We start from the raw sequence: 25,691 nt of genomic DNA, 5'->3' as shown, positions 1-25,691 counted from the left end.
CGAGGACTCGGATGAACTGGACCGGCGGAGAAGCCGACGCGAAGACCGGTGCGGGAACCGGCACGGGAACCGGCACGGGAACCGGCACGGGAACCGGCACGGGAACCGGCACGGGAACCGGCGGTGAACCCCGCACGGTAACCGGCGCGGAACCGGACGCGGGAGCCGAGTCGCAAGCGGCGGCAGCGGGAACGCCGGACACGGTGGCGGACACCGCGAAGGGCGCCCGCCACCGCGGCACCGCGAGAAGAGCGGCCACCGCCGCGGCGGTGGCCGCGGTGTGCGCCGGACTGACCTGGACGGCGCTCGCCCTGACGGGCGCCCCCTCCGACTCCAAGGCGCCCGCGGCGGCCGCCGCCTGTTCCTACACGGCGACCGGCGGCGGCGCCAAGGGCCTCGGCCGGCCCGTGCACGATCCCGCGCGGGCCCGCCCGTACCGGGCCGAGCTGGTGACGGAGCAGGGCAAGGTGGTCATCGAGGCGCTCACCGAGGCCGCACCCTGCTCCACCACGTCCTTCGCCTTCCTCGCCGGGAAGAAGTACTTCGACGGCAGCACCTGCCACCGGGTCACCACGCGCGGGATCTTCGTACTGGAATGCGGCGACCCGGCCGGGCTGGGGACGGCCGACCCCGGGTACTTCTTCCCGGACGAGAACCTGGACGGCGCCTCCTATCCGGCGGGCACCGTCGCGATGTCGAAGGCGGTCCCGGGCCGCAACGGCAGCCAGTTCTTCATCAGCTACGCCGATCCGGACTTCCGCATGCAGCCCGACTGGACGCCTTTCGCGCGGGTGGTCAGCGGCCTGGACGTCCTGCGGAAGATCGCCGCGAGGGGCACCGAGGACGGAGCCCCCGACGGCCGCCCCAAGGAGCCCGTCGTCATCAAGGCGGTCACGGTGCAGCGCCCGGCCGACTGACCGGGGGCGGCCGACTGACCGGGGGCGGCCGACCCCGCGGCGCCGGCGGCTATCCCGTGCGGCTCAGCAGGACGAAGCCGCCCCTCCGGTCCACCGTGCGGTACCCACGGGCCCGGGCCTCGTCCAGGGCGATCTGCTCGTGGACGACCGACATCGGCCACCGCAGGTGCGGCCGCACCCCGGTATCGACCATGATCCATTCGGGATTGGGGCGGCTGTCCCCCCAGCCATAGAGGCTGACGCTGGTGCGGTCGGCGAGGTGGGGCACGAGATAGTGGGACGCCTGGACCGTGGCGCCGTCCGGGATCCGGTCCATCACGCTGTGGGCCGTCGCGATGCGGGGATCCTTCACCCAGGTCTCCGGCTGGGTCAGCTGCCAGAGCGGAAAGTGCGGCAGCAGCAGCAAGGCCATCGCCGCGGAGCCCGCCAGATACCGGTACAGGCTGCGGCCTCGCGCGCCCCGCCGCTGCAGGGCGTCGACGAAGGCCACGAAGACGATCGGCATGACCAGGAGCGAGTAGTGGTAGCCGGTGCCCCAGTGGGGCGGGTAGTTCGAGGCGAGGCGCCACAGAACGGACGGCACCGCAACCAGCACGAGCGGAGAGCGCAGGGCCAGGAACAGGGTCGGGGCCAGGATGAGGACGAGGGTCGTGACCTTCTCCTGCGGGGTGATCAGACCGAGCGTCAGCTGGTGGAGGAGTTCCAGCGCGCCGCCCTGCGCCTCGCCCACCAATGCACCGCCCGAACCGGTGCCCGCGCCGCCTCCGGGGTTGTGGGAGACGAGATAGCCCTTGAACCCTCCCGGATGGAAGGAGCCCAGCACCAGCAGGGCCAGCCCGGTCCCGGCCACGCCGGCCGCGGCCGTGAGGAGCCCGGTCCTGCGGCCGCCCGGCCCGCCCCGCCAGGCGATGACCAGGCCGATCGCGGCCACCGTGAGACCGAGATCCTCCTTCACCAGCAGGAGCGGCAGCGACCAGTACGCGGCGGCGCGCAGCCGGCCGCTGCCGAGGGCCGTCAGGGAGAGCGTGAGCAGCGGAAGGGCGAAGGCCCATTCGTGGAAGTCGGAGGAGACCCCGCTCGCGATGCCCCACGAGAGCCCGTAACAGGCGCCGATGACCGCGGCGGCCGCGGTGCCCAGCGTCCGGCGGGCCCAGAAGGCCAGCGGCAGCACGCTCCCGGCGACCAGCGCGGCCTGCGCGACGAGCAGCACCTTCACCGACGGCCACAGCCAGTACAGGGGTGCCAACAGGGCCAGGACGGGCGAGAAGTGGTCTCCGAGGACCGGGAAGTCCGGCCCCTTGACCTCGGAGACGGGCAGGTGCCCGGACGCGTAGGAACGCACGACCTGGACGAAGATCCCCAGATCGAAGCTGCGGGAGAGCAGGCGCTCGTGGATCCGCAGGGACAGGGCCATGTAGGCGAAGAACAGGGCCCCCGCCAGGGCCCAGATCCACCAGTCGGACGCGGGGCGGCCGTGCGCGGACGGCTTCGGCGCCGTCCGTACCTCGATGCCCGTCAGCTGTGGTGGGAGTGCGGCGGCGTTGCCGGTGGGTGCTCGCATGAACCTTCAAGATGCCAGCACCGTCGCGGGCCGGGCCCGGGGCCGCCTCCCGCGCGGTCAGGTTCCTCCGAATGGCAGACACCCCGGGCACCGGCGACCGCCCCCGCCTCTATGCATCACGCGTATACATCGAGGGTATACACCGCGTGTATAGTCCTCCCCATGTCCATCAGTCACGCACTCCTCGGCCTCCTGGAGGCCGGCCCCCGGCACGGATACGACCTCAAGCGGACCTTCGACGAGAGATTCGGCCACGACCGGCCCCTCGCCTACGGGCAGGTCTACTCGACCATGTCCCGGCTGCTGAAGAACGGCCTGGTCGAGGTCGACGGAGTGGAGAGCGGCGGCGGCCCCGAGCGCAAGCGGTACGCGATCACCGACGCCGGGATCACCGACGTCGAGGGCTGGCTCGCCCAGCCCGAGAAGCCCGAGCCGTACCTCCAGTCGACCCTCTACACCAAGGTCGTCCTCGCCCTCCTCACCGGCCGCAGCGCCCAGGAGCTGCTGGACACCCAGCGCGCCGAGCACCTGCGCCTGATGCGCATCCTCACCCAGCGCAAGCGCAAGGGGGACCTCGCCGACCAGCTGGTCTGCGACCACGCCCTGTTCCACCTCGAAGCGGACCTGCGGTGGCTCGAACTCACCGCCGCCCGCCTCGACCAGCTCGCCCAGGAGATACGCCGATGACCCCGGCCGGCACGCTGCTCAGCGCCACGGACCTCCGCAAGACCTACGGCACCACCCACGCCCTCGACGGCGCCGAGTTCTCCATCCACGCCGGCGAGGTCGTCGCGATCATGGGCCCCTCCGGGTCCGGCAAGTCGACCCTGCTGCACTGCCTCGCCGGGATCGTCACCCCGGACTCCGGCACCATCACCTACGCCGGACGCGAGCTCTCCGCCATGAACGACGCCGAGCGCAGCGCCCTGCGCCGCGGCGAGTTCGGCTTCGTCTTCCAGTTCGGCCAGCTCGTCCCCGAGCTCACCTGCGTCGAGAACGTCGCCCTGCCGCTCCGCCTCACCGGCGTGAAGCGCAAGCAGGCCGAACGCACGGCCCTGGAATGGATGGAGCGGCTCCAGGTCGACGACCTCGGCGGCAAGCGCCCCGGCGAGGTCTCCGGCGGCCAGGGCCAGCGCGTCGCCGTCGCCCGCTCGCTCGTCACCAACCCCCGGCTGATCTTCGCCGACGAGCCCACCGGCGCCCTCGACTCCCTCAACGGGGAGCTCGTCATGCAGCTGCTCACCGAGGCCGCCCGGTCCACGAACGCCGCCGTCGTCCTCGTCACGCACGAGACCCGCGTGGCCGCGTACTCCGACCGCGAGATCGTCGTACGCGACGGCAAGTCCCGCGACATGGAGCGCTCGGTATGAGCCACGGGACCCACAGCAAGCCCGGCGGCCCCGGAAGCCCCGGCGGCTCCGGCAGCCCCGGCACGCAGGGCGCGCTCGCCGTCTGGCTCCGCGACCTCGGCCTCGGCGCCCGGTTCGCCTTCGGCGGCGGCCGCCAGGGCTGGACCCGCACCCTCCTCACCGGCCTGGGCGTCGGCCTCGGCGTCGCCCTGCTGCTCGTCACCAGCGCGATCCCCAGCGCCCTGGCCGCCCGCGACGCGCGCGGCGCCGCCCGCCAGACGTTCACCTCGCCCACCGCCGAGCAGCCCGGCCCCGACACGCTGCTGATCACCGATGTGAACCAGTCGTACCGCTCCTACGGGGTCGACGGACGGCTCGTGCAGCCCGAGGGGCCGGACGCCCCGCTGCCCCCGGGCGTGAAGAAGTTCCCCGGCCCCGGCGAACTGGTCGTCTCCCCCGCCCTCGACAGGCTGATGAAGACCGGCGAGGGCAAGCTGCTGCGCGACCGCCTCGACGGGAAGATCGTCGCGACCATCGGCGAAGCGGGCCTGGTGGGCCCCGGCGACCTCTACTTCTACGCGGGCAGCGACCGCCTCACCCAGCTCCAGAAAGAGGCGCCCAACTACATCCAGCGGGTCACCGCTTTCGAGAGCACCTTGAAGGCGGAGGGTCTGGACCCCGTCCTCACGCTCCTCGTGGTGCTCACCTTCGTCGCCCTGCTGATGCCGGTCGCCGTGTTCATCGGCGCCGCCGTCCGCTTCGGCGGAGACCGCCGCGACCGCCGGCTCGCCGCCCTGCGCCTGGTCGGCGCCGACGCCCGGATGGTCCGCCGGATCGCCGCGGGCGAGGCCGCCGCCGGATCGCTGATCGGCCTGGTCCTGGGCACCGGCTTCTTCCTGGCCGCCCGCCAACTGGCCCCGGCCATGGACCTCTACCAGCGCAGCGTCTTCCCCTCCGACCTCAACCCGGCGCCCTGGCTGGCCGCGCTCATCGCGGTGGCCGTACCGGCGGCCGCCGTCGCCGTGACCCTGTTCGCCCTGCGCGGCGTGGTCATCGAGCCGCTCGGCGTGGTCCGTACGGCGACCCCGGGCAAGCGCCGGATCTGGTGGCGGCTGCTGCTCCCGCTGGCCGGACTCGGCCTGCTGGCCCCCCTGATCGGCAAGGGCAACGACAGCGGGCAGTTCAACCAGTGGCAGGTCTCGGGCGGCGTGGTCCTGCTCCTCGTCGGCATCACCGTCCTGCTCCCCTGGGTGCTGGAACGGGTCGTCGGCCGGATCGGCGGCGCGGGCCCGGTCTCCTGGCAGCTGGCCGCCCGCCGGCTCCAGCTCACCAGCGGCAGCTCCGCCCGGCTGGTCAACGGCATCGCCGTCGCGGTCGCCGGAGCCATTGCCCTGCAGATGCTCTTCGCCTCCACCGAGGACTCGTACACCCGTGAGACCGGCCACGACCCCACCCGGGCCTCGATCTCCGTCATGCAGCGCACCCGCGGCGGGGGCGAGGACGTCGCCCGGGCCCTGGCCGGGACCAAGGGCATCACGCAGGTCGTCGCCGAGTCCTCGACCATGGCCGGGCGCAGCCCGGGCATGAGCTACACGGACACGGCGATCTCGGTGACCACCGGCACCTGCACCGCCCTCAAGGAGTACGCGGTGCTGCCCTCCTGCAAGGACGGCGACGCCTTCGTCATCACCGGCGGCGGCGCTCCGGGCGGCATGACCGGCGATAGCGCCGAGCCGGGCGAGAAGCTGTTCGCCGGGAACATCTTCAAGGACAGCGAGGGCGACGGCGCGAAGCCGGTCGCCTGGACGGTGCCCGCCGGCGCCCGCACCGTGCAGGCCCGCAAGGGCCCGATGGGCGAAACGCTGACCGGACTGCTGGTCACCCCGGCCGCCGCCCCGAAGGGCATGGGCAATTACCAGTCCTCCCGGGTGTACGTGAAGCTGGACCCGAAGGTGCCCGACGCGATGGAGCTGGCCCGCAACGCCGTCTTCAAGGCCGACCCGCTGTCCGTCCCCATGACCGTCCAGGCCACCGAGGTCAGCGACCGCTACGCCTCCATCCGGACCGGCCTCTTCGTGGGCTCCGCGCTCGTGCTGATGCTGATCGGCGCCAGCCTGCTGGTCTCCCAGCTGGAGCAGCTGCGCGAGCGCAGGCAGCTGCTGTCGGCGCTGGTCGCCTTCGGCACCAAGCGCTCCACGCTCAGCCTCTCCGTGCTGTGGCAGACCGCCCTCCCGATCGGCCTGGGCCTGGCCCTGGCCACGGTGGTCGGGCTCGCGCTCGGCACGGTGCTGATGCAGATGGCGGGCGCCACGATCCGGATCAACTGGACCGCGGTCCTGTCGATGATCGGCATCGGCGGCGGCGTGGCCGTCCTGGTGACCCTGCTCAGCCTGCCGCCGCTGCTGCGCCTGATGCGCCCGGACGGGCTGCGCACGGAGTAGCTCCGCCGGATCCGCGAAGCCCTGCGCCCGCTCCTAGGGCCTGTCGTCACACTCCCGTCGTCGCCCGAAGGGCGGCCTCGCGACGCCTGGCAGACGGGAGTGTGACGACAGGCCCTAGTCCGTCAGCCAGACGGGGAGCGGGCGTACGGCTTCGCGCAGCGCGTCGGCGACGGCGCGGAACTCCTCCTCGCGGGCCGTGCCCGTCCGCATGGCCAGCGCGATCCGCCGCGAGGGCGCCGGCTCGGCGAAGTAGCCGGTGGCCAGGTGCTCGTTGCGGGCGGTCTCCAGGCGCAGCGCGGTGCGCGGCAGCAGCGTGACGCCGAGCCCCCCGGCGACCAGTTGTACGAGGGTGGACAGCCCGGCGGCGGTCGTGGTGACGTCCGCCCCGGTGGTGCGGCCGGCGTCGTGGCAGATGTCGAGGGCCTGGTCGCGCAGGCAGTGCCCCTCGTCGAGGAGGAGCAGCCGCAGTCCGCGCAGTTCCTCGCGCGGGATGTCCTTGCGGCCGGCCAGCGGGTGATCGCGCGGTGCGAGCAGGACGAAGTCCTCGTCGAAGAGCGGCAGTTCGGTGACGCCGGGCACCCCGAGCGGTACGGCGAGCAGCAGCAGGTCGAGCCGCCCGCCGGCCAGCCCCTCCAGCAGCGAGGCGGTCTGCTCCTCGTGCACCTGGAGGTCGAGGCGGGGGTAGCGCCGGTGGAAGAGTCCGAGCACGGTGGGCAGCAGGTACGGGGCCACGGTGGGGATCACCCCGAACCGCAGCGCCCCGGTGAAGGGGGCCCGTACCGCCTCGGCCTCCTCCAGCAGTCCGCCCATCGCGTCGAGCACGGTCCGCGCGCGGACCGCGATCCGCTCCCCGGCGGGCGTGAGCAGCACCTTGCGCGTGGTCCGCTCCAGCAGCCGCACCCCGAGCGCCTCCTCCAGGGCGGACACGGCCCCGGAGAGCGCGGGCTGGCTCATCCCGATCGTGGCGGCCGCTTCCCGGAAGTGCAGCTGCTCGGCCACGACGGCGAAGGCCCGCAGCTGTGCGAGCGTCGGCTGCTTCGTTCCCCTGCTGCCCACTGCCACCACGGCCATTGATAGGCACCTCCAATCACTGTTCACTAGCGTAGCTATTTCTGCAATCAATGCTGCTGTGTCAGCATGTGAGACACGTCCAACCCCCCGGAAAGCCCCCAAAAGGGTCACTTTCCTTTCCGCAAGGAGAGCGCGTGCTCACTGTCGGCGACCAGTTCCCCACCTACGACCTGACCGCTTGCGTCTCGCTCGACGCCGGAGCCGAGTTCGCGCAGATCGACCACAAGACCTACGAGGGCAAGTGGAAGATCATGTTCTCCTGGCCGCTCGACTTCACCTTCGTGTGCCCGACGGAGATCGCCGCCTTCGGCAAGCTGAACGACGAGTTCGCCGATCGCGACGCCCAGATCCTCGGCTTCTCGCTCGACTCCGAGTACGTGCACCACGCCTGGCGCAAGGACCACGCCGACCTGCGTGACCTGCCCTTCCCGATGATGTCCGACATCAAGCGCGAGCTCTGCGCCGACCTCGGGATCCTCGGCTCCGACGGTCTCCCGATGCGTGCCGTCTTCATCGTGGACCCGAACAACGAGATCCAGTTCTCCATGGTGACCGCCGGTTCCGTCGGCCGGAACCCCAAGGAGGTCCTGCGGGTCCTCGACGCCCTGCAGACCGACGAGCTGTGCCCCTGCAACTGGAACAAGGGCGAGAGCACGATCGACGCCGGCGCGCTGCTGGCCGGTGAGTGAGCCGATGTCCCTCGACTCCCTCAAGTCCGCCCTGCCGGACTTCGCCAAGGACCTGAAGCTGAACCTCGGCTCGGTCATCGGCAACCAGGACTCCCTGACGCAGCAGCAGCTGTGGGGCACCGTCCTGTCCTGCGCCATCGCCGCGCGTTCCCCGCGCGTCCTGCGTGAGCTGGAGCCGGAGGCCAAGGCGGCCCTGTCGCCCGAGGCGTACACCGCCGCCAAGGCGGCCGCCGCGGTCATGGCGATGAACAACGTCTTCTACCGCACCCGCCACCTGCTCTCCGACCCGGAGTACGGCAACCTGCGCGCGGGCCTGCGGATGAACGTCATCGGCAACCCCGGCGTGGAGAAGGTCGACTTCGAGCTGTGGTCGCTCGCCGTCTCCGCCGTCAACGGCTGCGGCCAGTGCCTGGACTCGCACGAGCAGGTCCTGCGCAAGGCCGGCGTGGACCGCGAGACGGTCCAGGAGGCCTTCAAGATCGCCTCGGTGATCCAGGCCGTCGCCGTCACCCTCGACGCCGAGGCCGCCCTCGCCGGCGAGTGACACCCCGAGCACGACGAAGGGCCCCCGCAGCCGCTTGGGTTCTAGGAGTCGTTGCAACACCCCAGTTCAAGGGGTGGCATGGACTTCGAGATCCGCGAGGACCGGCAGCCGCAGGGACGCAGGAAGCTCGATCGTGAGCGGGAGGCATACTTCCGGCTCATGCAGCAGGGCGTGAGCAACACGGAAGCGTGCCGGATCGTCGGGATCAACCGGCGGACCGGGAAGCGATGGCGCTATGGGCGCGGCCCGTCCGGCAGCAACAAGGCGGCTCCACCGATCAACGCGGTGGAGCCGCCTTCTGTGCTGTCCCGGTACCTGTGTGAGGCGGACCGGATCCATATCGCGGACCGGTTGCGGGAGAAGGCCACGATCCGTGCGATCGCGGCGGAGCTGGGCCGCAGCCCGTCGACGGTCAGCCGGGAGATCATCCGGAACCGGCATCCCGTGGGCGGCCAGTACCGGCCCCACGCGGCCCAGGCCCGCGCGGACGCCCGTCGGCCCCGGCCCAAGCCTCGCAAGATCAGCCTGAGCCCCGAGTTGCGGGCCGCGGTCCAGGCCGGGCTGGACGAGCGGTGGAGCCCGGAGCAGATCTGTCAGGCTCTGCGCAGGCAGTTCCCCGACCGGCCGGAGATGCACGTGGTCCACGAAACCGTCTACCAGGCCCTCTACGTCCAAGGACGCGGAGAACTGCGGCGAGAGCTCGCCGGCGCCCTGCGCAGTGGACGCGCCCGCCGCAAGCCCCACCGCCAGGCCAACTGCCGTCAGCCCCGTTTCACCGAGCCGATGGTCATGATCAGTGAACGGCCCGCCGAAGCAGAGGACCGGGCGGTGCCCGGCCACTGGGAAGGCGACCTGATCATCGGCAAGGACAACGGCTCCGCGATCGGCACCCTCGTCGAACGCGCCACCCGCTATGTGATGCTCCTGCACCTGCCGAACGGCCGCGGCGCCGAGCAGGTCCGTGACGCCCTCCAGGAGACCGTGCAGTTGCTGCCCGCCCACCTCAAGCGGTCGCTGACCTGGGACCAGGGCTCCGAGATGGCCGCCCACCGCTCGTTCACCATCGCCACCGACGTCCCGGTCTATTTCTGTGATCCGGGCAGTCCCTGGCAGCGCGGTTCGAACGAGAACACGAACGGCCTGCTGAGGCAGTACTTCCCGAAGGGCACAGACCTGTCCGTCCACGGACGCGAGCACCTCGACGCCGTCGCAGCCCAGCTCAACGGCCGCCCACGCAAAACGCTCGACTGGGAAACCCCAGCCGAGCGCCTACATAAACTCATCGCGGCCTGATCAAACCGACCACGTGTTGCGACGACCCCTAGAAACCGCCCCGCTCCCGGCCGCGGGGGCCCTTTCGCACTCCCGTGGCGGCCGTGCCGGGACGGCGGGACCTAGTTCCGCAGCTTCACCATCAGCGCCCGGACGTCCTCGATCATCGCCCCGTCGATCGCGTCCTCGTCGACGGCCTCCTGACCCTCGGCAGAGGTCGCGAACCACTCCACGGTCAGCGTGAAGACCGCCCCTCCGTCCAGCACCATCAGCCGGTCCCCGCCGCCCCCGTAGTACCGGTCGAGCACCGCCCGGTCACCCAGCCCCGGCACCTCGCGGCGCTGCCCGGGATCCATCCGCATGCCGGTGTTCCCCAGCGGCCCGGTGGCGAACTCCGGTCCGGGATCGGTCTTCTTGTGCAGTTCGACCAGGACCTGGGCCTGGTACGACAAGGACTCCTTCCCGTTCCTCAGGCCGACCCCGCAGTGCGCCCAGTCCTGCGCCCCGCTCTGCCCCTCGCTCGGGTCGTTCCTGTCGGCCTCCCGGGCCGTCCGGTTGATGGTCTTGGCCAGCACCTCGAGCGAGACCTCCTGGCACAGGTTCTCGGCGTGCCGGTAGTCGATGCGCGGGGTATCGGCGAAACGGTCCTGCACGGCTAGCGTGCCCGCCCAGGCCGCCGAGGCGACCACCGCGCCGCCGAGCGCCCACAGCCATGGCCTACGAGGGCCCCGTACGCGCTCGCCCGGAAGATCCGGCGCGGCCTCCCGCACCGGCTCCGCCGTCTCCCAGCCCCCGTCGATCTCGGGCTCGCCGATCATCCCCGTGTCCCCCGTCCCCCGCGTCCCCGCGCCCCCGGCGCGAACGCGCCTACCTGCGCAGCGCGTTCATCAGGCCGTTCATGTCGTCGATCATCGCAGCCTGGACCGCGTCCGAATCGGGCTTCGGCGGATCCTGCGCGGGCCCGGAGACCGGATTGCCGTCGGCGTCGACCTCGTCCGGGCCGAACGCCCACACCGTCACGTCCATGGTGAACACCGCGCCCCCGTCGAGGACGGCGAGCCGCCACACGTGCTCGTAGTCCATCTCCCAGATCAGCGCCCGCTCCCCGAGTCCCGGCACCGAGCGCGGTTCCGCGCGGCTCATGCCGGCCCAGCCCGCGGGCGCTGGTTCAGCACCGAACTCCGGCTCGGGGTCGGTCCGTTTGTGCAGGGACATCGAGGTCTGGACGTCGTACGAGAGTCGGAGCCCGGGCTCCTCCGAGGGTTCCGTCGAGGTGCCCAGCTGGCAGTACGCCTGGTCCACCCCCGGATGCTCGAACAGCTTCGGGGTGTACCGCCACCCGGTCACCTCGGCCAGCCGGGCCACCGCGGGCAGCTTCGCCTCGTCGCACAGGCTCAGGGGCAGCCCGTACCGCAGCGGCGGGCGGTCGTCCTGCGGGGTGGCGGTCCACCAGGCGCCCGCCCACAGCGCGGAGGCGAGCAGGGCCCCGCCGAGCGCCCACCGCCAGGGGCGGCGGCCGGGGGCCGGGGACCCCGTGTAGTGCTCCTGCTCCTGCGGCCCCTCGGGCTCCGCCAGGTCGTCCGGTCCCGGCGGACCGAACGAGCCACCGTCAAACTCAGGCTCCGTTATCACCCGTACGTGTCTCCTCCGCCTCGGATGCAGTCTGACCGAGGGCCGTCGCACCGTGCGGCCCGGGGCCGACCGGGGAGAGCCCGTGATGGAGCTGTTCGCGGGAGTAGGCCCGCAGGTACCCGACCACCGTATTGGTGACGGCGACCAGCGGAACGGCGACCACCGCTCCGCCGATGCCGGCGATCAGGCCGCCGGCCGCCACCGAGAGCACCACCGCGAGCGGGTGGACCCGTACCGCCCGGCCCAGGATGAAGGGCTGGAGCACGTGGCCCTCGATCTGCTGCACGGCCAGGACCACCAGCAGCACCATCGTCGCGGTGAACGGCCCCTGGGTCACCAGGGCCACGACCACGGCGAGGACGCCGGAGATCACCGCGCCGACGAGCGGGATGAAGGCGAACAGGAAGATGAAGACGGCGAGCGGCACGGCCATCGTCACGTCGAGGAAGTACAGGCCGAGACCGATGAACACGGCGTCGATGAGGGCCACCAGGACCGTGCCGCGCACGTACGCGGTCAGGGTCCGCCAGGCGCGCGGACCGGCGCCGGCGACGCCGGGGCGGGCGGCCGCGGGGAGCAGGCCCGTGGTCCAGGTCCAGATGCGCTTGCCGTCGTAGAGCAGGAAGAGCGTGGAGAACATCGCGAGCAGCATGCCCGTCAGCACTTCGACGAGGACCGTGACGCCCTGCAGGCCGGCCGAGGTGATCTGCTCGGTGTTGGTGCCGATGGTCTCGCTGAGGTTCTTCGCGATGTCGTTGATCTGCTTCTCGGTCACGTGGAACGGACTGTCCAGTGCCCAGAGTTTGAGTTCGTTGATGCCTTCGCGCAGCCGGTCGGAGAGCTGGTCCAGGTTGTCCATGACCTGCCAGACCACGAACCAGCCGACCAGCCCGATGACCACGAACCCGAGGATCGCGGTGACGGCCGTGGCCAGTCCGCGGGGCATGCCGAGGCGGCGCAGCCGGACCACGAAGGGCTGGAGCAGCGCGGTGACCAGGAGGGCGGCGGCGAAGGCCAGGACGACCAGGCGGACTTCACTGATCACCCGCATCAGGACCCAGAGCATCCCGGCGAGCAGCAGCAGCCGCCAGCTCGCCTCCGCGGCGACGCGCATGCCCCACGGGATGACGGACACGGGGTCGGGGCGCACGGGCGTGGCGTAGCCGGCGTGTTCGGCGCCGGGGGTCGCGGGGGGCGGGGAGGCCGGGGTCGGGGAGGCGGGAGCCGGGGAGGGCGCGGGGTCGGAGGTCTCGGCCTCGACCTCGGCGCGCCGCTCCGCGAGCCGGGCCTCCACGTGGCTCAGCCTCCTGCCGAGCACACCGAGCCAGCCTGTCTTCGCCATGTCGTTCCCTTCCCCCGCCCTGGACCCGCCTGCCGGGGCACACCTCGAAAGACCGTACACGCGAGGAGCCCCGCACCGTAGGACGGTGCGGGGCTCTTCGGGGTTGAGGCACGCGGGCGCGCCCACGAACCGGAGTACCGGGTGTGGCTAGTACCAGTTGTTCGCCTGGTGGAAGTTCCAGGCTCCGCACGGGCTGCCGTAGCGGTCGTTCATGTAGTTCAGACCCCACTCGATCTGGGTGGCGGGGTTGGTGCGCCAGTCGGCGCCCGCCGAGGCCATCTTCGAACCGGGCAGGGCCTGGACGAGGCCGTAGGCGCCCGAGGACTTGTTGACGGCCAGGTAGTTCCAGGTGGATTCCTGGTTGATGATCTTGGAGAAGCACTGGAACTGCCCCGCCGGGACCATCTGCTGGGCGATCGCCTTGACCTGGGCGACCGTGTAGGAGGCCTGGGGGGTGAAGGAGGAGCCGTCGCGGGGGTTGGAACGGCTGGCAGCCTGCTCCCGCTCCTCGCGCTCCTTCTTCGCCTTGTCGTCCGCGGCCTTCTGCGCCTCGGCCTTCTTCGCCTTGGCGTCCTGGGCGGCCTGGATGCGGGCCGCTTCCTCCGCCGAGCGCTTGGCGTCGGTGTCGGCCGCGTGGGCGAAGGTGTCGGCCTGCTGCGTCAGGGACGCGTTCTGAACCTGCGCCTGCTCGCCGACCGGGATGTCAGTGAGGAGAGTCATCCCGGACGCGGTCGTCTCGAGATCGTTCGAGGCGGGGTCGCCAGTGGCAACACCCACGACGGCGCCGACGGTGGTGACAGCGGTGGCCGAAGCCACAGCGAATCCCCGAACCGAGATCCGGCTCACACGGTTTCCTTCCAGCAGCGTCCGCAGTGACCGAGCGGGCGCAATAGTGCCCTCGACACTGGCCTCCGTGGTGGTTCGGTCACTGGAGGCGCGGGCCCGTGGGCAACTCCCTTGCGGGAGTGCCGCGTGATGCTCCGGGCGGCATACGGCGATCGATTGTGGAGTTAGCGGTACTGCGCGCATCTCACGGGAGATACAGGTGTGCCGTATGCGGGGCCTGACGGAAAACAGACTCTGCCGGACCTCGACGCCGCAGGGCAATTCTCCGTTGCGTGGGAAAGGTCACACCTGGCATGTCGCCCTTGGTTTGAATAAACCCCTGTGCATGGAGGCGCCGCCCGGCTAGGCTCTCTGGCCTTTGCCGGGCGGCGCCAACTCACCTTCCCGCTATGGGTGTTTTACCTGTTTTGCGGCCCGTGCGGACCGGTGGCCGGGCCCTACAGGTTCTCCAGCATCTCGGTGACCAGCGCGGCGATCGGGGAGCGCTCCGAACGGGTCAGCGTGACGTGAGCGAAGAGCGGATGACCCTTCAGCTTCTCGACCACGGCGACGACTCCGTCGTACCGGCCGACCCGCAGGTTGTCCCGCTGGGCCACGTCGTGGGTGAGAACCACCCGCGAATTGGCCCCGATTCGGGACAGAACGGTCAGCAGGACGTTGCGCTCCAGCGACTGTGCCTCGTCCACGATCACGAACGCGTCGTGCAGGGAGCGGCCGCGGATGTGCGTGAGCGGCAGGACCTCCAGCATCCCGCGGTTGAGCACCTCCTCGATGACCGCGCGCCCGGCGACCGCCGAGAGGGTGTCGAACACCGCCTGGGCCCAGGGGCTCATCTTCTCGTTGGCGTCCCCGGGGAGGTAGCCGAGGTCCTGGCCGCCGACCGCGTACAGCGGCCGGAAGACCATCACCTTCTGGTGCTGCCTCCGCTCCAGTACGGCCTCCAGCCCCGCGCACAGCGCCAGCGCCGACTTTCCGGTGCCGGCGCGGCCGCCCATCGAGATGATCCCGATCTCGGGGTCGAGCAGGAGGTCGAGCGCGATCCGCTGCTCGGCGCTGCGGCCGTGCAGCCCGAAGGCCTCGCGGTCGCCCCGTACGAGCTTCACGTTGCCGTCGGCCGTGACCCGGCCGAGGGCCTTGCCGCGCTCGGACTGGAGGACCAGCCCGGTGTGCACGGGAAGTTCCGCGGCCTCCGGTACGTAGAGCCGCTCCTCGGAGAAGAGGAGGTCCACCTGCTCGCCGGAGAGTGCCAGCTCGCTCATGCCGGTCCAGCCGGCATCGGTGATCGCGAGCTCCGCGCGGTACTCCTCGGCCATCAGCCCCACGGAGGAGGCCTTGATGCGCAGGGGGAGGTCCTTCGAGACGACCGTGACGTCGTAGCCCTCGGCCTGGAGGTTGCGAGCGACCGCGAGGATCCGCGAATCGTTGTCCCCCAGCCTGAAACCGGCGGGCAGGACGCTCTGATCGGAGTGGTTGAGCTCGACGCGCAGGGTGCCGCCCAGATCGCCCAGCGGGATGGGTGCGTCGAGGCGACCATGGAGGACCCGGAACTCGTCGAGCAGCCGCAGGGCCTGACGGGCGAAGTAGCCGAGTTCGGGATGGTGCCTCTTTGCCTCCAGCTCGGTGATCACCACGATCGGGAGCACAACCTCGTGCTCGTCGAAGCGGGAGATCGCGTTGGGGTCTGCCAGCAGGACGCTGGTGTCGAGGACGTAGGTCCGCCTGTCGGGCAGGCGGCTCTTTGTGCTGGTCACCACGGAAGGACGTACCCCCTCGGATGAGGTCGGGCCATGAAGACCGGACCGGTCATCGGCACCCCTGCGCGGGCCGACTTCCGGCCCTCCACTCCGACCGTGCGAACCGCACGTGCGTCCTGGTGCAAAGGGCCTCCCGGGCGGACGGCCCCATGCCGTCCGCTGAGACTCGACACCCGTGGATCGGGCGTCGACCTGCAAGGGATATTCCCCGAATGGGTCCAGCCATGCCATGGCATATGACGGACGCTCGGTGAATCCCTGGTGAAGGCCTCGCGCGGAGGGTTCCAGGGGGCGGAAAGGGCGTACGGGACCACGGGTACGGCGCGCCACGGAGGAGTCCGGGCGCGCCGCGAGGTGCCGAGGGGGTGTCAGAGACCCGCAGGTCAGGTGCCGTACGGGCGCCCTGCCGGGTGGGTCAGCTGCCGTAGCGCCGGTGGCGGGCGGCGTAGTCGCGCAGGGCGCGCAGGAAGTCGACCTTGCGGAAGGCCGGCCAGAAGACTTCGCAGAAGTAGTACTCGGAGTGCGCGCTCTGCCACAGCATGAATCCGGACAGCCGCTGCTCCCCGCTGGTGCGGATCACCAGGTCCGGGTCGGGCTGGCCGCGCGTGTAGAGGTGCTCCGCGATGTGCTCGATGTCGAGGATCTCGGCGAGCTCCTCGAAGGAGGTGCCCTTCGAGGCGTGCTCCAGCAGGAGCGAGCGGACCGCGTCGGCGATCTCCTGGCGGCCGCCGTAGCCGACCGCGACGTTGACGAGTATCCCGTCGACGTCGCGGGTGGCCTCCATGGCCTCCTTCAGGACGCTCTGCGTCCCGGCGGGCAGGATGTCGAGGTTGCCGACGTGGTGGACGCGCCAGCGGCCGTCGGCGGCGAGGCCCCGGACGGTGTTCTCGATGATGTTGAGCAGCGGACGGAGCTCGACCTCGGGCCGGTCCAGGTTGTCCGTGGAGAGCATCCACAGGGTGACGACCTCGACGTCCGTCTCGGTGCACCAGCCCAGCATCTCGGAGATCTTGTCGGCGCCGGCCTGGTGGCCCTGCACCGTCGTGCCCCCGGACGCCTTCGCCCAACGCCGGTTCCCGTCCAGGATCACGCCGATGTGCTTGGGCGTCTCGTCATGGTCGATGCGGCCTTCCACCCGGCGTGCGTAGAGCCTGTACACAGGACGGCGTACCAGGTCGCGCAGCTTCACGATCTTCCAGCCCCTCCGAGCGATACCCCCGTGCGGAATGCGGTGGTCCCCCCAAGTCCGCCACAGACCGCCACATTACTGCGGAGAGGGATCCGGCACCCAACTCGGTCCTGTCACAAGTCCGTGATAGGGAGGACAACGTGACTGAAAACAATCCCTATCGGGCAGAGCCCTCGCGCTACGACTCCATGGAGTACCGGCGCACCGGCCACAGCGGCCTCAAGCTCCCCGCGATCTCCCTCGGCCTCTGGCACAACTTCGGCGACGACAAGTCCCTCGGGTCCCAGCGGGCCATCCTGCGCCGGGCCTTCGACCTGGGCGTCACCCACTTCGACCTGGCGAACAACTACGGCCCGCCGCCCGGCTCGGCCGAGCTGAACTTCGGAAAGATCTTCGCGCAGGACTTCGCGTCCCACCGCGAGGAGCTGGTCCTGTCCACCAAGGCCGGCTACCTCATGCACGAGGGCCCGTACGGCGAGTGGGGCAGCCGCAAGTACCTGCTCGGCTCGCTGGACGCCTCGCTGAAGCGGATGGGCGTCGACTACGTCGACATCTACTACTCGCACCGCTTCGATCCGGACACCCCGCTGGAGGAGACCATGGGCGCGCTGGCGTCCGCGGTCCAGCAGGGCAAGGCGCTCTACGTGGGCGTCTCCTCGTACACCGCGGAGCAGACGGCGGAGGCGGCCCGGCTGCTGAAGGAGATGGGGATCCGCCCCCTCATCCACCAGCCCTCGTACTCCATGATCAACCGCTGGACGGAGGACGACGGCCTGCTGGACACCCTGGAGGAGGCCGGCATGGGCTGCATCTCCTTCGTGCCGCTCGCGCAGGGCCTGCTGACCGGGAAGTACCTCAAGGGCATCCCGGAGGGCTCGCGGGCCACCCAGGGCAAGTCCCTCAACCCGGACCTGCTGTCGGACGAGGTCCTGCGCCGGCTGAACGGGCTGAACGAGATCGCGGCGCGGCGCGGGCAGACGCTGGCCCAGCTCGCGCTCAACTGGGTGCTGCGGGACGAGCGGATGACCTCGGCGCTGATCGGCGCGTCGAGCGTGAAGCAGCTCGAGGAGAACGTGGCTTCCCTGTCCGGAGCACCGCTCTCGGAGCAGGAGCGACAAGAGATCGACTCCTTCGCGGTCTCCACCCCCGGCGCCAACATCTGGGCCCAGCGGGGCTGACCTGCGTCTTTGCCCGCCCCTGCCCCGGCACTGCACGGGGACAAAAACGGGCCGGTCCGTGGGGGGGATACGGACCGGCCCGAGGGGGGGGGTTCCACCATAACCCTTCGTAAAGCCTGCTGCGCGCATCACCGCGACACGATTACGCTCCGGAGCCGTCCAGGCGCGCTCCGCAGAGCCGAAACGGCCCCACACCCCTTGCGGCGCCCGGCCTGAGCCCGTACGGACCAACGCGCGGGCTTCCCTCCCCCGGGGGACCCCCTCGGGTGCGCCGCCTTGACGCCGAAGCCCGGGGACCGGGGGGTGGGGGCGGGTCGGGCCTAGCCCACCGTGACGTGGACGGAGTCGGTGGTGTTGTCGAAGCGGGTGGTGCCGCCGTCGGTGAAACGGACCTGCCAGTCACCGGAGCCGGTGGGGACGACCGACCTGCGGTAGTAGCCCGTCGAGCTGGTTGTCGACGAGCTGACCTCCTTCCAGGTGGTGGAACCCGTCGGCTTGAAGAAGTAGTGCACCTTCTGCCCCGCGAGCGGCTTGGCAGTGCCCTCCGGGGTCAGCGTGTACAGGGTGCCCTTCATCGTCAGCGCAGAGCCCTTGGGGAGGGTCCGGGGGAGCTTGCCCGGGGCGAACCAGGTGTGGAGCCTGGACGGCTTCAGGAGCTTGGTTCCGGTGCTCGGAGCGATCGTCTTCGACCCGCGGACGCTGAGCCGATAGGCGTTCACCCGGTACGTCGGCACGTCGGCCGTCACGGAGAAGGCCGTGCCGAACGCCCTGGACGCCGTCCGCACGGTCAACCACTCGCCGTCCCCCCGCAGGGCCTCGACGGCGATCGTCGCCTCGTCCTGGATGGTGCCGTCGACCAGGAGCGCCTTGCCGGTGAACCGCAGCTTGCCGTCGGAGGTGGTGGTCAGCTTCTCCTCGGTCATCCGCGTGGTGTTGTTGACCTTGGCGATGGAGAGGGACCCCCTGGTGGAGGTCGCCAGCCAGGAGCCGTAGGTCCAGACGTTCCAGGTGCCGGGCTGCTCCACCCTGGCCAGGACCTTGAAGGTGCCGTCGGCCTTGGTGGCACGCCCACTGAGGTAGTTCGTGCAGCTCGCGGGGGCGACGCACTGCCCGTGGGTGTTGTGCCCCGCGCCGACCGGCTTGACCGTGCCGTCGTCGGCGAGGCGGGCCATTTTGCCCGAGAACCAGTTGTAGCCGTAGTCCAGGGTCAGGTCCTTGGCCGGCCCGGTCATCGTCAGGAAGGCCTTCTGCGGCTTGATCTTGAGGGCCGCGTGCCCCTCTCTGTGGCTCAGGTCGTCGCCGAACTCCGCGGTCAGATCCAGAACGCCCTCCGTGCCCGTGGCCGAGAAGGGGATGGAGTACCGGCCGTCGGCGTCGGTCTTCCCGGAGAAGGAGTTCGTCAAGTAGGTGTAGACCTTCACCTGCGTACCGGCCACCGGTACCCGGGCGCCGGTCTTCGGGTCCTTGGCCGTGACCCGGCCGGTGGCCACCGCACCGCGGCTGTCGAGGGTGAACTCCTGCTTGCTGGAAGCGATGTCGATGACGGCGTCCGGGCCGTAGAAGAACTTCTTGCTGCCGGACCGGCTGCCTTCCTGACCGGTGATCGGGTCCTTGGCGTGCAGGTCCACCTCGTAGAAGCCCACCGCGTCCAGCACGATCGGGTCGCTGTCCCAGTAGCTGTAATCACCCTCGGAGAACATCTTGAACTGGGTGATGCTCTGCACGACCTCCGTGGTGCCGGCCCGGCGGACGTCGAGCCGCACCGGATCCATGGTGGTGTCGTCGAGCGTCGCCTGGTACCGGTCGAAGCCCAGCACCTCGACGAAGGGCAGGGGCACCCCCACCGTCTCACCCGTGGTCCTCGCGGCCGGCTTCCCGCCCGCCGGAGCAGGAGCAGGAGCCACCGCGGCAGCGGGCGCGTCCGAGGGCGCCGGCGCGGCCACGGCCCCCACCGTGCCGGACACCGCGAGGACCACTGTCGTCCCGACCACCGTCAGCAGGCTGCTGATTCTGCGCACAAATCCCCCATGTACATGCTTCGTTGTTTCGTTCAACGAATTCCGCATGCCATGACTCACCGGGCCGCACGATGGTTGTACGCGACCCCGGACGACGCGGAGACGGCCTAGGGTGGCCCGCATGGGGAAGAGGGAACGCTGGCGCGACGGCGGGGCCACGCTCTACGTGGAGCGGGGCGCGGCGCCGGGAACGCCCGCGGGGCACGCGGAGGCTGCGGGGCACCTGGAGCCGCTGGAGCGCCTGGAGCTCCCGGATCCCCTGGAGGTGCCGCTGGAGGTCCCCGTGGAGGTGGCCGCCTCCTACCGGGCCCGCACGCGCGGTCTGCTCGGGCGGGACGGCATCGAAGGGGCGATGTTCCTGACCCCGGCGTCGAGCGTGCACACCTTCCGGATGCGCTTCGCCATCGACGTGGCCCACCTCGACCGCCGGCTGACCGTCATCGCGCTGACCACCATGGCCCCCGGCCGGCTGGGCCTTCCCCGGCTGCGCGCCCGCCACGTCCTGGAGGCCGAGGCCGGCGCCATGGCCGCCTGGGGGCTGCGCGTCGGCTCCCCGCTCCGGGTCCGTCTCACCACGCGCTAGGCGGGGCACCGGACCGGCGGTAGGTTGGGGCGGTTGAGCTGGGGTGTGGCAGGGGAGCGGCATGACCGAGAACGCGCGCATCAAAGCGCTGGAGCAGATCATGCCGGCGAACCACGGAGCCGACGAGGACATCGACTGGCAGGCCGCCGAGGCCGTCTGGGGCAACCGTTTCCCCGCCGATTTCATCGCCTTCATGGGCCGCTTCGGCGCGGGCTCGATCAACGGCGAGGCCAGCGTGCTGCTTCCGCTGCCCAAGCCCGGGCTCCAGTGGGACCCCGCGCAGATGGCGGAGGAGACGGCCAACGCCCGCCAGATCTGGGAGGCGGAGGGCGGCCGGGCCGCCTTCGACGTGGACCCGGAGTCGATCCTCGCCTGGGGCGTGACCGGCGGCTCCGACATCCTGTGCTGGCTGACGACCGACCCCGACCCCGACCGCTGGCCCGTACTGGTGGTGGGCCGGCACACCGCCGACTCCTTCGCGGTGTACCCGTACGGCATGGCCGAGTTCCTCTTCCTGCTGTGCTCCGACGAGTTCGACGTGAGCCCGGTCAGCATCACCTTCTGGGACGGCGGCCACCTCAGCTTCGTGCACTGGCGCAAAGCCCAGCGCCGCTGGCAGGAGGGGCGGAACCCCGAAACGGGCGAGCCCGATCCGTACGCGGGCGACTTCGCGGACTGATACCCCGCCCGCTCCCCCACTGCTCCCTTCCCACCCCTGCGACCCGTTCCGCCGCGCTCCGTGGCCGGAAACGGGCGTTTCGCCATGTCTACGCGCGTCCGAATTGTTGATCACATATCGGAAAACACCATTCTGAAATGCCGCACTTGGAGCATTGACCACAAGTGCCGACCCAATGGAACCAACCGCCCTCCCTCAGGAGAGAATTCCGGCCAACGGGCCACTGAGGGACACCGCAGCCCGGAGTAACTCATAAGTAATAACGGGACTCAAAAGAAAATCAGGGGAATACACCCGTGCGACGAAGAATCTTCGACGCGACCGCCACCACGGTCGTGCTCGGTCTGCTGATACCGCTGGCCGGCTGCGGCAGCCCCGGCGGAAGCGCTGATGACAGCGGCACCCTCCGCCTCGTCGCCGCCGAATACGGCGACACCTCGACCAACAGCAGTTCCAAGGTTTTCTGGGACAAGGTGACGGCTGATTTCACCGCCTCGAACCCCGACATCAAGGTCCAGGTCGAGATCCTGCCGTGGGCCGACATCGACCGTGAAGTCTCCCGCATGGTCAAGGACGGCAACGCCCCGGACATGGCCCTCATGGGCGGCTACTCGGACTTCGCGGCGCAGGGCAAGCTCTATTCCGCGCCCGAGCTCCTCTCGGTCAGCGCCGAGGCGAACTTCCTGCAGCCCCTCTCCGACGCCGGCTCCGTCCACAACACCCTCTACGGCCTGCCCTTCGTGGCGAGCAGCCGCCTCCTCTTCTACAACGAGAAGCTGCTCGCCGACGCCGGGGTCATCACGAAGGGCTCCAAGGACGGCTGGAAGCCCAAGACCTGGTCGGACCTGAAGGCCGCTGCCACCGCGCTCAAGGCGGAGGGCGTGAAGACCCCGCTCGCCATGCCCCTGGGCCCGGAGGAGGCGCACGCCGAGGCGATGATCTGGGAGCTCAGCAACGGCGGCGGCTACGCCGACAACAGCGGCAACTACAGCCTGGCCTCCGAGCAGAACATCATGACCTTCAAGTGGATCAAGGAGCACCTGGTCACCCCCGGGCTGGTCGGTCCCGTTCCCCCGTCCAAGCTCAACCGCGCCGATGCCTTCGCCGCCTTCGAGCGCGGCGAGGTCGGCATGCTCAACGGCTACCCCCAGCTCGCCCACGAGGCGCGCGCCAAGGGGATCACGGTCGGTGCCGTCGCCATGCCCGCCTCGGACATGCTGAACACCGGTGAGGTCCCGCCGAACGTGGGCGTGGCCGACTGGATGATGGCCTTCAAGCAGAACGGCCACCGCGAGGAGATCGGCAAGTTCCTGGAGTTCGTCTACCGGGACAAGAACCTGTCGGACTTCGCCGGCCGCTACCACCTGCTGCCGTCCACCGTCTCGGCGTCCCGGACGATGGCCGGAACCTCGGGCATGGACAAGAACGACCAGCAGTTCCTGAACGCCCTGCGCGGTGCGCAGCTCTACCCGGTCAACGACCCGTCCTGGGTGGTCATCAGTGACACCATCAAGCGCAACATCGGCCGCGCCGTGGACCCCGGCGCCGACCCGAAGGCCGTCCTGGAGGAGATCGCCTCCAAGGCGAACGAGGCCAAGAAGGCCCGCTGACGCGCGGCCACGCCGACGCGGAAATACCCCCGAAGGCCCCTGCCGAAAGGGACCTTCGCCCCCTGCCGCGCCCCACCCCGCGCGGCATCATGGCTGGTACGGCCTTGATCCAAGGCCGAGGCCCAGTCGCCCGCAAGCGCCCACAAGGCGCGCGGGGCGGCCGGCCCACCTCCGGGAAGCGCTTGGACGCCGTCGCGTCGGAGTCGCACCGCGCAGCACAAAGCGATTCGATCACTTCTGATCACATTCAGCCATAAAGCAACATTCAGTGCAGCGGCGGCGAGCGAGCTGACAAGCTGGCCGACGGATGCTGCGCTATGTCGGCTCGCACCCCCATGATCTTCGCCGGAACCATCCGGCGGGTCACGCCCTATTGGCACTACACCACTTCCGGCTACACGAAGTGTGAGTGCCGGGCACGCACGCCCGGGGGGGCAAATCGGACAGCGGTCTCTTCATATGCTGTCGATCCAGGCAGACCTGAGGGAGTGTGGCACTGGACTGCCTCGTACGCAGGTTGCCCGGCACACCGTCTGAGGCGCCCGATCGGGTGCCGGTAGCCAGGACGGCGCCTGCCGTACCGCGCATGAAGAGGTTGTCCATGACACGCCCTCAATCGCCTGTACCCGACCGCGAGTCGGGTGTATACGTCCCCCACGGCGAGATCTACAACGAGGTCCGCGAACTGAGGAAGGACGTCACGAAGCTCCAGACGCAGACGGAGACCCTGCTGGAGGAGAACAAGGAGCTCAAGAAGTCGGCGAAGTCGGCCGAGACCGAGCGCTTGGTGATGCGGATCTTCGTGAGTCTGATCGGGCTGGTCGCGTTGTTCGCCGCGCCGGTCGCTTCGACGTTCAACGCCTGATCCGGAGCGAGGTCTTCCCATGTCCGTACCCGCCGGCCCCGGTGACGAGGCGCCCTACCCGCTCCCCTCCACGCGCGTGTGGCAGGAGCGGTGGATCGAGGCTGTCCTGGCGACCGAAGGGGTCAATGTTCCCCGAGGCGCTCTGGAGAACATCGCCCCGTTCATCGTCCACCCCAAGGCGCTCGTCACCAGGGCCGGTTCGGGGGGAGACCTCCGGCTCAAGCCTGAGCTGATCACAGAGGTCACCACGGACTCCGGGCGGATGCTCGTCCTCGCCGTTCGCATGCACGGTGCCGGTGGCGTCGTGTGGCCGGCCAACGAGCGGATCACCACGGCGTGGCACTCCGTAGCCAATCCCGCAGGTACCCAGGGGCGCACCCTTGCGAGGGTGCGCCCCTGGCGGCGGATCACCGTGGACGGGGCGGAGCGGACCTTCGCCGCGCTGGAGAGCGCGGCACCCAGCCGGGAGTGGCTGGCCGACAGCATCGAGTGGGCCGCCAACGAGTTGCGGAACCGCGACGGCGCGCGCTCCCACAGCCTGTTGGAGGACCTCGCCCTCCACGGGCAGCAGGAACCAGGAATGTACGTCCCGCAATACCACCGGCTCGATGCCCCTGCGGCGGAGTCCGAGGACGGCTACTGGGGCTGGATGGCGGTCCGCGGGAACAACCGCACCATGCGGCGCCAGGACCTCCTCGGCATCACCTCCGCACAGGTACTGACCGGTGTGCCCTTTGCCGCCCTGGGTCAGCACAACAGGCCCGGCGTCGCCGTGAATCCCCACTACTGGCTCGGGGCCTTGTCGAGGAAGCTCAACGACGAGTACCAGGATGCTGTCTGCAGTGGAGCGGCGGACCCTCTGGCCCCCGCTCTGCGCGCCCGGCACGTGGCGGAAGTACGGGCTCACCTGGTGATCGGCTGTCCGACACCGGACCGGCTGTTCAGCGTCGTCCAGGGCGGCAACCGGCGTGATCACGTCCACCCCCCGCTCGGGTTCGCCCCCAACGACCGGGCGCGCGCTTTGGGCCGTAACGTTCTGGGCGCGTACGTGGCGTCCGGAGCGTTGGACAAGGGCCTTGCGGAAGTTCTCGCAGGCACCGACCCCATCGCCGAACTGCCCAGCATCCTCGCGCGTCTGGATCAGACGTCACTGATCGTACAGATGCCCGACCTGCCCGAGTACAGCATTTCCACGCTGCGCGATGCCCGCTCGATGTTGCTGCTCGCCGAGCTGTTCCCTGTCGACAACCAGGACAACCAGCAGAAGCGGCGCTTGATCCGCCAGGCCCTCAGCGAGGCGGCGCCGAGCTCTCTGCAGCTGGCCGACATCAACCGGCGCGCCCACGCCTGGTCGGCACTGACGTCGCAGAGCTACCCGCGCCCGTGGAATCCCAGGGTCGCCGAAGTCTTCCAGCGCGAAGCTCGGAGAGGCTTCGTACTCTCCGGGCGTCCGCTCACCGACCTGCTCAAGGCCGCCGACACCGATGACGGCGCCTTCGACGAGTTGATCACTTTCAGGGCTGCGCACTGGCTGGCCAGCTTCGACCTGATCGATGCCGACCGGGGATCGATGGCCGGGCAGGTCGATTTCGATGAGGAGGACGGCGCCACGTCCCATCGCGTACGGCGCAGCGTCAAGAACATCCTGAGCGCCTTGCGCAACAACCGCACCGTGGCAGTGGGGCTGCTGAGAGAACTCGCGGCGGCGATGGACGCCGGCGACAGGGCACCTCGCCGCATCATGTCCACCGGCGAACCGGAGCCGCAGGGCGAACCGGCGAACCGTGCCTGGTTCAACCGGACCTTTCCGAAGACGATCGGCGCACCAAGCGAGCGGCGCCCGACCGAGCTACCCGATGACACGGCAGAACCCGTCCCGGAGACGGACGCCCAAGCGGTGGCCCGCCTCACACAGGAAGTCGAGCACCTTCTACGCGACCTTGCCGACAGCAGCAACGACATCCGAACCTGTCTGCGGGACCTGGCCACCCGGGCCAAGGAGGCGGGCATGGACTGCGCCCTGACCGAGCCGAAAGCGGAAGAACTCGCCCTGTTGGTCAGCAAGACGCTGGGCAGCCTTCGCTTCGTGCCGGAGACTCTGATCGGTCTGAGCCAGTCAGATTGAGCCCCGGACCTCTCCAACCAGAGCGT

General features: G+C 70.2%; 22 protein-coding genes. 13 read left to right on the top strand and 9 right to left on the bottom strand.

The annotated features are described in order from the left end of the window. Window positions 1-11: 11 nt before the first annotated feature. On the top strand, window positions 12-917 hold the full coding sequence (locus ACODT5_RS43830) for a peptidylprolyl isomerase (RefSeq protein ID WP_422524482.1): 906 nt from the start codon (window positions 12-14) through the stop codon (window positions 915-917). Between the two features lie 49 nt (window positions 918-966). On the opposite strand, the gene ACODT5_RS43825 is transcribed toward ACODT5_RS43830, so the two are convergent. Then, the gene (locus ACODT5_RS43825) at window positions 967-2,478 is read right to left on the bottom strand and encodes a DUF2079 domain-containing protein (RefSeq protein WP_422524481.1); all 1,512 of its coding nucleotides are present in this window, start codon (window positions 2,476-2,478) and stop codon (window positions 967-969) included. 162 nt (window positions 2,479-2,640) lie between these two features. Here ACODT5_RS43825 and ACODT5_RS43820 point away from each other — a divergent pair, with 162 nt between their 5' ends. From ACODT5_RS43820 to ACODT5_RS43810, 3 genes are read left to right on the top strand one after another with little or no spacing between them, the layout of a single operon-like run. Beyond that, window positions 2,641-3,165, top strand: a complete 525-nt coding sequence (locus ACODT5_RS43820; RefSeq protein WP_254382732.1) for a PadR family transcriptional regulator — start codon at window positions 2,641-2,643, stop codon at window positions 3,163-3,165. Further along, window positions 3,162-3,848, top strand: coding sequence for an ABC transporter ATP-binding protein (locus ACODT5_RS43815; RefSeq protein WP_422524480.1), 687 nt, complete (start codon window positions 3,162-3,164; stop codon window positions 3,846-3,848). Before ACODT5_RS43820 ends, ACODT5_RS43815 begins: the two co-directional genes overlap by 4 nt. Then, window positions 3,845-6,268 (top strand): ABC transporter permease, encoded by a 2,424-nt coding sequence (locus ACODT5_RS43810; RefSeq protein ID WP_422524479.1) that lies wholly within the window; start codon window positions 3,845-3,847, stop codon window positions 6,266-6,268. The genes ACODT5_RS43815 and ACODT5_RS43810 overlap by 4 nt, the downstream gene beginning before the upstream one ends. Before the next feature lie 114 nt (window positions 6,269-6,382). On the opposite strand, the gene ACODT5_RS43805 is transcribed toward ACODT5_RS43810, so the two are convergent. After that, window positions 6,383-7,339 (bottom strand): hydrogen peroxide-inducible genes activator, encoded by a 957-nt coding sequence (locus tag ACODT5_RS43805; RefSeq protein ID WP_422524478.1) that lies wholly within the window; start codon window positions 7,337-7,339, stop codon window positions 6,383-6,385. Between the two features lie 134 nt (window positions 7,340-7,473). Here ACODT5_RS43805 and ACODT5_RS43800 point away from each other — a divergent pair, with 134 nt between their 5' ends. The 3 genes from ACODT5_RS43800 to ACODT5_RS43790 all read left to right on the top strand — a co-directional run bounded on the left by ACODT5_RS43800 (window position 7,474) and on the right by ACODT5_RS43790 (window position 9,865). Next, the gene (locus tag ACODT5_RS43800) at window positions 7,474-8,028 is read left to right on the top strand and encodes a peroxiredoxin (protein ID WP_385372289.1); all 555 of its coding nucleotides are present in this window, start codon (window positions 7,474-7,476) and stop codon (window positions 8,026-8,028) included. A 4-nt stretch (window positions 8,029-8,032) separates the two neighbouring features. Beyond that, window positions 8,033-8,572, top strand: a complete 540-nt coding sequence (locus ACODT5_RS43795; RefSeq protein WP_422524477.1) for an alkyl hydroperoxide reductase — start codon at window positions 8,033-8,035, stop codon at window positions 8,570-8,572. A gap of 78 nt (window positions 8,573-8,650) precedes the next feature. Next, window positions 8,651-9,865, top strand: coding sequence for an IS30 family transposase (locus ACODT5_RS43790; protein WP_422524476.1), 1,215 nt, complete (start codon window positions 8,651-8,653; stop codon window positions 9,863-9,865). A gap of 101 nt (window positions 9,866-9,966) precedes the next feature. Here the strand turns inward: ACODT5_RS43790 and ACODT5_RS43785 are convergent, their stop codons facing one another. From ACODT5_RS43785 to ACODT5_RS43760, 6 genes are all read right to left on the bottom strand, one after another. After that, the gene (locus ACODT5_RS43785) at window positions 9,967-10,662 is read right to left on the bottom strand and encodes a hypothetical protein (protein ID WP_422524475.1); all 696 of its coding nucleotides are present in this window, start codon (window positions 10,660-10,662) and stop codon (window positions 9,967-9,969) included. Window positions 10,663-10,711: 49 nt separating this feature from the next. Continuing rightward, window positions 10,712-11,476 (bottom strand): hypothetical protein, encoded by a 765-nt coding sequence (locus ACODT5_RS43780; RefSeq protein WP_422524474.1) that lies wholly within the window; start codon window positions 11,474-11,476, stop codon window positions 10,712-10,714. After that, a complete protein-coding gene (locus ACODT5_RS43775) occupies window positions 11,460-12,818 on the bottom strand; it encodes an AI-2E family transporter (protein ID WP_422524473.1) in 1,359 nt (452 codons plus the stop codon). Before ACODT5_RS43775 ends, ACODT5_RS43780 begins: the two co-directional genes overlap by 17 nt. A 147-nt stretch (window positions 12,819-12,965) precedes the next feature. Continuing rightward, a complete protein-coding gene (locus tag ACODT5_RS43770) occupies window positions 12,966-13,664 on the bottom strand; it encodes an aggregation-promoting factor C-terminal-like domain-containing protein (RefSeq protein ID WP_479685670.1) in 699 nt (232 codons plus the stop codon). Window positions 13,665-14,101: 437 nt separating this feature from the next. Continuing rightward, window positions 14,102-15,418, bottom strand: a complete 1,317-nt coding sequence (locus tag ACODT5_RS43765; RefSeq protein ID WP_422524472.1) for an RNA 5'-3' helicase PhoH2 — start codon at window positions 15,416-15,418, stop codon at window positions 14,102-14,104. Between the two features lie 415 nt (window positions 15,419-15,833). Continuing rightward, the gene (locus ACODT5_RS43760) at window positions 15,834-16,607 is read right to left on the bottom strand and encodes an isoprenyl transferase (RefSeq protein WP_327254716.1); all 774 of its coding nucleotides are present in this window, start codon (window positions 16,605-16,607) and stop codon (window positions 15,834-15,836) included. Between the two features lie 140 nt (window positions 16,608-16,747). Between ACODT5_RS43760 and mgrA the strand changes: the two genes are divergently transcribed. Beyond that, window positions 16,748-17,785 carry an L-glyceraldehyde 3-phosphate reductase gene (gene mgrA / locus ACODT5_RS43755; RefSeq protein WP_422524471.1) on the top strand — a complete coding sequence of 346 codons (1,038 nt, stop codon included), beginning with the start codon at window positions 16,748-16,750 and terminating at the stop codon, window positions 17,783-17,785. Between the two features lie 320 nt (window positions 17,786-18,105). Here the strand turns inward: mgrA and ACODT5_RS43750 are convergent, their stop codons facing one another. Continuing rightward, window positions 18,106-19,803: a hypothetical protein gene (locus ACODT5_RS43750; RefSeq protein ID WP_422524470.1), complete on the bottom strand. Its 1,698-nt coding sequence runs from the start codon at window positions 19,801-19,803 to the stop codon at window positions 18,106-18,108. Window positions 19,804-19,924: 121 nt separating this feature from the next. Between ACODT5_RS43750 and ACODT5_RS43745 the strand changes: the two genes are divergently transcribed. From ACODT5_RS43745 to ACODT5_RS43725, 5 genes are all read left to right on the top strand, one after another. Further along, on the top strand, window positions 19,925-20,386 hold the full coding sequence (locus ACODT5_RS43745) for a DUF192 domain-containing protein (protein WP_422524469.1): 462 nt from the start codon (window positions 19,925-19,927) through the stop codon (window positions 20,384-20,386). A 61-nt stretch (window positions 20,387-20,447) separates the two neighbouring features. Beyond that, window positions 20,448-21,065 carry an SMI1/KNR4 family protein gene (locus tag ACODT5_RS43740; RefSeq protein ID WP_422524468.1) on the top strand — a complete coding sequence of 206 codons (618 nt, stop codon included), beginning with the start codon at window positions 20,448-20,450 and terminating at the stop codon, window positions 21,063-21,065. Window positions 21,066-21,361: 296 nt separating this feature from the next. Further along, on the top strand, window positions 21,362-22,675 hold the full coding sequence (locus ACODT5_RS43735; RefSeq protein WP_422524467.1) for an extracellular solute-binding protein: 1,314 nt from the start codon (window positions 21,362-21,364) through the stop codon (window positions 22,673-22,675). Window positions 22,676-23,261: 586 nt separating this feature from the next. Beyond that, window positions 23,262-23,540, top strand: a complete 279-nt coding sequence (locus ACODT5_RS43730) for a hypothetical protein (protein WP_422524466.1) — start codon at window positions 23,262-23,264, stop codon at window positions 23,538-23,540. A 76-nt stretch (window positions 23,541-23,616) separates the two neighbouring features. Continuing rightward, window positions 23,617-25,665 carry a hypothetical protein gene (locus tag ACODT5_RS43725; RefSeq protein ID WP_422524465.1) on the top strand — a complete coding sequence of 683 codons (2,049 nt, stop codon included), beginning with the start codon at window positions 23,617-23,619 and terminating at the stop codon, window positions 25,663-25,665. Window positions 25,666-25,691 lie beyond the last annotated feature (26 nt).

It is taken from the genome of Streptomyces tatrensis, assembly GCF_049310065.1.
In the GTDB taxonomy this organism is placed as follows: domain Bacteria; phylum Actinomycetota; class Actinomycetes; order Streptomycetales; family Streptomycetaceae; genus Streptomyces.
This window is presented reverse-complemented; position numbering and strand designations above follow the sequence as displayed.